The 7,115-nt window shown below is 50.2% G+C and carries 8 protein-coding genes; 7 read left to right on the forward strand and 1 reads right to left on the reverse strand.

The window, feature by feature from the left end; translation table 11 throughout:
* The 5 genes from AACY82_RS17680 to parE form a co-directional block, all read left to right on the forward strand.
* On the forward strand, positions 1-581 hold a 581-nt coding region (locus tag AACY82_RS17680), incomplete at its 5' end, for an NUDIX domain-containing protein (RefSeq protein WP_339618179.1).
* Complete coding sequence (locus AACY82_RS17685) at positions 578-1,042, forward strand: DUF1249 domain-containing protein (RefSeq protein WP_339618180.1); 465 nt, start codon at positions 578-580, stop codon at positions 1,040-1,042. The genes AACY82_RS17680 and AACY82_RS17685, both read left to right, overlap by 4 nt.
* Before the next feature lie 223 nt (positions 1,043-1,265).
* Positions 1,266-2,090: a 3',5'-cyclic-AMP phosphodiesterase gene (cpdA, locus tag AACY82_RS17690; protein ID WP_339618181.1), complete on the forward strand. Its 825-nt coding sequence runs from the start codon at positions 1,266-1,268 to the stop codon at positions 2,088-2,090.
* A gap of 40 nt (positions 2,091-2,130) precedes the next feature.
* Positions 2,131-2,721 (forward strand): YqiA/YcfP family alpha/beta fold hydrolase, encoded by a 591-nt coding sequence (locus AACY82_RS17695; protein ID WP_339618182.1) that lies wholly within the window; start codon positions 2,131-2,133, stop codon positions 2,719-2,721.
* Between the two features lie 72 nt (positions 2,722-2,793).
* Positions 2,794-4,683 (forward strand): DNA topoisomerase IV subunit B, encoded by a 1,890-nt coding sequence (gene parE / locus AACY82_RS17700; protein WP_339618183.1) that lies wholly within the window; start codon positions 2,794-2,796, stop codon positions 4,681-4,683.
* Between the two features lie 219 nt (positions 4,684-4,902).
* Here parE and AACY82_RS17705 read toward each other — a convergent pair whose 3' ends face one another.
* The gene (locus tag AACY82_RS17705) at positions 4,903-5,865 is read right to left on the reverse strand and encodes an integron integrase (RefSeq protein WP_339618184.1); all 963 of its coding nucleotides are present in this window, start codon (positions 5,863-5,865) and stop codon (positions 4,903-4,905) included.
* Between the two features lie 345 nt (positions 5,866-6,210).
* Here AACY82_RS17705 and AACY82_RS17710 point away from each other — a divergent pair, with 345 nt between their 5' ends.
* Both AACY82_RS17710 and AACY82_RS17715 read left to right on the forward strand, forming a co-directional pair.
* Positions 6,211-6,564, forward strand: a complete 354-nt coding sequence (locus AACY82_RS17710) for a hypothetical protein (RefSeq protein ID WP_339618185.1) — start codon at positions 6,211-6,213, stop codon at positions 6,562-6,564.
* A gap of 104 nt (positions 6,565-6,668) precedes the next feature.
* Positions 6,669-7,085 (forward strand): hypothetical protein, encoded by a 417-nt coding sequence (locus AACY82_RS17715; protein ID WP_339618186.1) that lies wholly within the window; start codon positions 6,669-6,671, stop codon positions 7,083-7,085.
* Positions 7,086-7,115 lie beyond the last annotated feature (30 nt).

A 7,115-nucleotide genomic window follows, 5' to 3' on the forward strand; every position in this document is an offset into this window, starting at 1 on the left:
TGTATCGCGGTTTTTTTCACGCCGAGGCGGTGCAGTTGCGTCACCGTTTGTTTCGCACCCGTGAATGGTCAGAGCCGATGCGGCGCGAGATTTTATATCGCGGTGAGGCGGTGGGGGTGGTGTTGTACGACCCCGCGCGCGATGAAGTGGCGTTGGTTGAGCAGTTTCGCGTAGGGGCGCTTGATGAACCGCAGGGCCCCTGGTGCCTCGAGGTGGTGGCAGGTATGGTCGAGCCCGGGGAAACGCCGCTGGATGTCGCAAGGCGCGAGCTCGTCGAGGAGGCCGGCATCGAGCAAGTCGAGTTGAGTTACATAGGTAACTACTTAGCCAGCCCTGGTGGTTGTGATGAAAAACTGCACCTGTACTGCGGGTTGTGCGACCTAACAGGTGTGGGTGGTGTTTTTGGGCTGCCGGAAGAGCACGAGGATATCAAAGTACACGTGTTGGCGGCGGCGGATGTGTTTGCCGAGCTTTATACGGGGCGTTGTAACAACCCAGCGGCGTTAATTGGCTTGCAGTGGCTACAGTTAAATCGCGAGCGTTTGCGCGCAGCGGCGCTAGAGCAGGTGGGTAGCGAATGAAGCAACCCCTAAAAAAAGATCGTTACAAAGTTAACTTTCCGCTGCAGATGGCTCAGTGCGAAGCCAACTATCTATTGCTGAGCAAGCTTACCCCCGAATTGGCAGTGCGCGATGCGTGGCAGTTTGCCGTAGAACGTGCCGGCAAAAGCTGGGAAATGCGCATTGAGGTGACAGAGCGGATGCGCTACACCACCACGGTGCGAGTGGCGCGCCAAGACGAGCGCGATAGCAGTTGGTTGCAGCTGCCGCAGTTGACTGTGCGTTTGTATCACGATGCGCAGTTGGCGGAGGTGTTGGCCTGGGAGGGGCACCGCCGTTTACAGGTGCGCTACAGCTACCCCAACCGAGACATGTATCAAGCGGACGAGAAAGCTCAGTTTAATCGCTTTTTGGGGGAGTGGCTGACGCATTGTTTGCAGCATGGTCATTCACTGCACGATATTTCGCTGTTGGTTAAATAGTCTTTTCTGCTTAACGGGCCGTCGGCAATCTTTGCTGTGTCGCCTCAATTTTCACTTTGGCACCTAAATTTCCCATCGAAATCGATAAAAATCCTTTAAAAAGTGGGTTCGCGATCAAACTTTGCCCAGATGGTGCCCTTTGGGGGCTGGCGCGCGTTGCCATAAGCGTTTATCGTTATTGGCGATACGATGGATGGTCCCGATTGAAGGATTTGCGAACGCTATGGTGCCGACAGCATCACCCGATAAAGCTCCTGGCACTCCCGCCCGGCTTATTCAAATTACCGATACTCATCTTGGTCCCGCCGACGGCGAGACGTTGCTGGGACTCAATACCGATCAAAGCTTGGCCGATGTGCTGGTGCTGATCGAGGCCGAGCAGCGCGCGGTTGATGCGGTGGTGTGTACTGGTGATGTCGCCAGCAACCCAGAGCCCAGTTGTTATTTGCGTTACATCGATACCATGCGCGACTACTTTGACTGCCCGCTCGGGTGGTTGCCGGGCAATCATGACATCACCTCGGTGATGCAGCAGCTTCGCCATCCACACCTGCCGGCCATGCGCACTATGAGGGTGGGTGATTGGTTGCTGGTGCTACTCGACTCCAGTGTTGCCGATCATGTACACGGCGCCTTGAGCGACGACGAGCTGGCGTTTTTACAGCAAACCCTCGCGAGCCACACGGCAGTGCCAACCTTGGTCATGCTGCATCACCAGCCGGTCCAGGTGGGCAGTGACTGGATCGACCAATACCAAGTGCGTAACCACGACGCCTTTTTTGCCATTATCGACCAACACCCGCAGGTAAAAGCGATTAGCTGGGGGCATGTTCACCAGGCGTTCGAGCTAACCCGTGGCCAGCAAGCACTGTTTGCCACCCCGTCCACTTGTGTACAATTTAAACCCGAGTGTGACGACTTTACCGTGGATACCTCCATGCCGGGGTATCGCTGGTTTGATTTGTACCCCGATGGCCGATTAGAGACCGGTGTATCGCGCGTCACCGATAAAGACTATCGTATCGATTATCGCTCGGCCGGTTACTAACCTCACCCTAGTTGCCGGCCTTTGAACAGGACACGGTAATATGCCCGCAGTTGTCTACCTGCACGGTTTTTTAAGCTCACCCGGCTCGCACAAAGCGCAGCGGTTAAAGAGCTGGATTGCACAAAACGCACCCGAGTTGAGTTTTCACTGTCCACACCTGACGCCCTACCCGGCACAAACCCGTCGCGAGCTGGATGCTTTACTGGAGTTTTTGCAGCCGGAACCTGTGTGGGTTATCGGCAGTTCGCTGGGTGGCTTTTGGGCCACATGGTTGGTCGAGCATTACGGTGTGCCGGCTGTAATTATCAATCCCTCGGTAAGGCCCTGGGATTTTATGCCAGAGTATTTGGGAGTTGACCTCGCCTCCTATCACACCGATGATAGCTACCGGCTGGGTGCCGCCCATATAGATGAAATTAAAGCGGTTGATTGCACCCCAATAAAACGACCGCACAATTATTGGCTGATGGTGCAAACGGGCGATGAAACATTAGACTATCGTCAAGCGGTCGAAAAATACCGTGAGTGCCGACAATTGGTTGAACCCGAAGGCGATCACAGCTTTGTTGGCTTTGAGCACCACATCGCCGATATTATTGAATTTTTTCGCGCTTTCTCCGCTGCGCGGTAAGCGATACCCGCCGGCGACAAGCCGGCTACCCCCTATAACAGTTAACGGCGCGTTACACATAAAAGACACTTTATGGCTAATTATTCTGCAGAAGATATTGAAGTTCTCACGGGGCTAGATCCGGTTAAAAAACGCCCCGGCATGTACACCGATACCACGCGGCCCAATCATCTGGCACAAGAGATCATCGACAACAGCGTCGATGAAGCACTGGCCGGGCACGCCAAGCAAATCGATGTTATTTTACACAAAGACCAATCTATTACCGTCACCGACGACGGTCGTGGTATGCCGGTGGATATTCACCCCGAGCAAGGCAAGCCGGGGGTCGAGGTCATTCTCTCGACGTTGCACGCCGGGGGTAAGTTTTCTAACAAAAACTACCAGTTTTCGGGCGGTTTGCACGGCGTGGGTGTGTCGGTGGTCAATGCGCTATCCGAGCGGCTTGAGGTCACTATCCGGCGCGATGCACAAGTGCATCGCATTGTGTTTGCCGATGGTGAAAAAATATCCGATCTAGAAGTGATCGACACCTGCGGCAAACGCAACACCGGTACCAGCGCGCACTTTTGGCCCAACGCCTCGTACTTTGACAGCAATAAGTTCTCGGTCAGCAAGTTGCGTCATGTGCTGCGAGCCAAAGCGGTATTGTGCCCAGGGTTAACCGTTACCTTTAAAGATGAAACCTCGGGCGAAAAAGACACTTGGTTTTACGAAGATGGTCTAAAAGATTACTTGCGCGGCAACACTCAAGGGTGGGAAGTTTTACCCGAGGCCCCTTTTGTTGGCGAATTTTCGGGTAAAACCGAAGGCGTCAATTGGGCCGTACAATGGTTGCCCGAGGGTGGCGAGCTTACCCAAGAAAGCTACGTAAACCTTATTCCCACCGCTCAGGGCGGCACCCACGTTAACGGCTTGCGCACCGGCTTATTGGATGCGTTGCGCGATTATTGCGAGTTTCGCAACTTAGTGCCGCGGGGCGTCAAGCTTGCCCCTGAAGATGTCTGGAGTCAATGCTGTTATGTGTTGTCATCCAAGCTGGCCGACCCACAATTTTCCGGGCAAACCAAAGAGCGCTTAAGCTCGCGCGAGGCTGCCGCTTTTGTATCGGGAGTGGCGAAAGATGCGTTTGCTCTGTGGCTTAATCAGCACACCGAAGAGGGCGACAAGCTTGCCGAACTGTGCATTAACAATGCGCAAAAGCGTGTGCGCTCTAGTAAAAAAGTTGCGCGAAAAAAAATCACCCAAGGGCCTGCCTTGCCGGGTAAATTAGCCGATTGTTCTAACAACGATCCATTTACCAGTGAGTTGTTTTTAGTAGAGGGCGATTCGGCTGGCGGCTCGGCCAAGCAGGCGCGCGATCGCGAGTATCAGGCCATCATGCCGCTGCGCGGAAAAATCTTAAACACGTGGGAGGTGGATTCGGGGCAAATTTTGGCCAGCCAAGAAGTACACGATATTTCTGTGGCGCTGGGTATCGATCCGGCAACCGAATCGCTAGAGGGGCTGCGCTATAACAAAATTTGTATTCTCGCCGATGCTGACTCCGATGGCTTACACATCGCCACCTTGTTGTGCGCTTTATTTGTTCGCCACTTTCGACCGTTAGTCGCCCAGGGGCATGTGTATGTCGCGATGCCGCCTTTGTATCGTATTGATGTGGGTAAAGACGTTTACTACGCACTGGACGATAGCGAAAAGGCTGGTGTGCTCGAGCGCATTGAAGCCGAAAACAAAAAAGGCAAGGTAAACGTCCAGCGCTTTAAAGGTTTGGGTGAGATGAACCCGCTACAGCTGCGAGAAACCACTATGGCCCGCGATACTCGTCGCTTGGTACAGCTGCGCATTGAAGACGGCGACGACACAATGCAAATCATGGATATGTTGCTCGCAAAAAAACGCGCCTCAGACCGCAAAGCCTGGCTGGAAGAAAAAGGTAATTTAGCGGAGATTATTGCGTAGTTGTAAATCCGCGTATAAGTTTGAACAACGCGACTTAGGTTGGGTAGAGCCTTTCAATGATATAGAGTTGTGGGGACAGGCACCTAATCGATCGGCGACGTCGGTTATTGCATCCCCACGCTCGACAACCTGTTTGGTTGCGTCTTCTTTACGCGGCACTGTGATTATTTTAAATCACGAGCAAAGTTTGAGACGTCCGCTTGCGCTTGTGTGTTATCGCTAAAATAAAGAGTCGATAGGGCTTCTAGTGCCGGCACGACGCTCCCCAATGACATGGGTATATATCTCAGTGGTTCTCAGGTCAGAATGCCCTAATAACTCCTGTACTGTGCGTATGTCACTGCCATTTAACAGTAAATTTGTGGCAAACGAATGGCGAAAGGTATGCGCTGTTACGCGTTTATGAATATTGCTGGCTTTAACGGCCTTTCGTAAATGTTTGGCATAGGCGGTACTGTGTAGATGATGCCTGCAGATATAATTATCATAGGGGTGCTGGCAACGAGTGGTGGAGGGAAAGAGGTATTGCCAGGCGAAATCGGTTAACGCTTTGCCATATTTTCGGTGTAACGCTAACGGCACCGAAGTAGAGCCATAGTCTTCAGCAAGGTCGGCTTCATGAACATGTTGTGCCTCTTGCATTTGATGCTGTATTGAAGCAACCAATATTTCAGGCAACAATGTGTAACGATCTTTTCGGCCCTTACCCCGGAAAATAAAAATAGAGCGATTATGAGGGTCGATATCTTTAATTCGCAGAGACAGAGCTTCATGTATGCGAAAACCGCAACCGTAGAGTAAGGCGGTAATCAACCAATATTTACCCTTCAACTGGTTTAGTATGACCGTGACCTCATTGGGCGCCAGTACGGTCGGCACATTTTGGGGCCGTTTTGCGAAGCCATAGCCCAAGTTCTCAATGTCTCGCTGAATGATGTAGCGGTATAGAAACACAATGGCACATAAAGCCTGATTTTGTGTGGCAGCACTAACCTTCCGGTTAACTGCCAGGTAACTAAGAAATCGTTCAATATCAGCGTTGCCCATCACCTCCGGGTGTCGTTTATCATTGAATAATATGAAATGCCGAATCCAATACAGATAAGTCTTTTCGGTTTGCAAGCTGTAGTGGCGGGTACGAAGTTCGGATCTAACCCGTTCAATAAACAGTGAACGCTTCATAAGCTGCTCCCCTGCTGTATTTATATACAGTTATAATCGAGGTATAGGAAAAAGCAAGGGCAGGGTCTTATGAGTACTGAAATGAAGTGTCTCTGTTATCCCTTGTGTCACTTCGTAACTATATGAAATTAAATAATTTTTCTTTAGAAATGGCTGTATAAAAGGCCCCGCGGGGTCTCATGAGTCACAATGGCTTCTTTTTCACGGTGATAAAATCTAAAAAAAGGTGTTTTAATTCATTGAATTTGATAAGGTTTTAGGCGAAATAAACGATAAAAAGAGGTATGAGTTCGTGTTGTATAATCGAAATTCCGCCTAATATACTGTTATGGCTCTGGGTAAGCAATGAACCTCAATGAACTAGTTATAAAAGTCAGTGGTGATTTTATTAGTTCCCCATGGTGGGATTCGCAAGACTCGCCTGGCGTTGATCGTATAAAAGAAGCCTCTGAACACATCAACAATGGCGAACAATACGCCTCTTTCAAGAAAACCGAAGAGGGCAGTTATCTTCTAAGTGTTCTGGAGGCTTATGAGTGCTCTTTCAATGATGCCGATTGGCTTCCATATGAAATAGTTGGTCTTCCTATTGATAAGGCCCGCACCTTCATTGGTCTTGTGAATCGTGAAGTTGCAAAGTATGGAGCATCAAGGGCTATTCCATATCTAAGGCAGCATTATGAAAGTCTTACAAAATAGCCATAACAAGCCGCAGCAATCGCTCCCGTTGGTCGCTAGGACAGCCAAAACGCTGCGCTTATTTGTCTGCCCCTGTGCGGGGCGTTATAAGTATGGATACTACAATGAAATATATCGTATTAATTTTCACGCTACTAACTAGTAATAATGTGCTTGCATTGAGTTGTATTTTCCCGGACAAAGAGTCGAGCGTAAAGGACTCAAAGGACATATTTGTTGGCGAGGTAGTGGAGATCATTTCGTCTAAAAAAGTCGAAAATGACGATCCGTGGGATGCTAACCATGAAATTATAGCAAGACTGAAGGCTCATGAAATAATTCGAGGAGATGCCAAGACATTTCAAAATGTGCGTTTTTCAGAGAAAGTATCAGCTGGTGAGCACTATATAATATTTGACAAATCTGCATATTCTTCATGGTGTTCCATCAGTCTCTCAAAAAAACTTGAAGATGCCGGCTGGTACCTAAAAATTCTTAACTATGAAAGCTCTAGCTATAATCGGGTAGCCGGAGGTGTCTAGCCTCCAGCCCCCACAACACCCTGCATGCGG

It is taken from the genome of uncultured Gilvimarinus sp. (assembly GCF_963972205.1).
GTDB lineage: Bacteria > Pseudomonadota > Gammaproteobacteria > Pseudomonadales > Cellvibrionaceae > Gilvimarinus > Gilvimarinus japonicus.